1 protein-coding gene is annotated in these 340 nt (G+C 71.5%); it reads left to right on the top strand.

Annotated features, from left to right (window positions below):
• Positions 1–340 (top strand): hypothetical protein (locus HO151_RS02005; protein WP_217422779.1); only part of this gene is annotated, 340 nt, incomplete at both ends.

Genomic DNA, 340 nt, shown 5'->3' with positions numbered 1-340 from the left:
CGCGCGCCCATCTACCTGAGCGTGCAGTGCGACGAGTACGCCGCCGACCTGCACCCCGACTGGATCGTCGTGGACGAGAACGCCCGCCAGGTGAAGTGGGGCGGATCCGCCTTCGTCGCCGGCTGGCAGATCCTCGACATGTCGAGCCCGTACCAGGACTTCCTCGCCGAGCAGGTGCAGGCCGTGATAGACCGGTTCGCCCCGCTCGACGGCCTCTTCCTCGACATGTGCTGGGACCAGCCGAGCTCCTCCGTGTGGGCGAAGGCCGGCATGGCGGCCGCCGGTCTCGACCCCGCCTCGGCGGACGACCGCGACGCGTACGCGCGCCGCGTCGCCCACG

It is taken from the genome of Streptomyces sp. 8P21H-1 (assembly GCF_013302945.1).
Note: the sequence above shows the minus strand (reverse complement) of the source record. Positions and strands in the feature narration are given on the sequence as shown.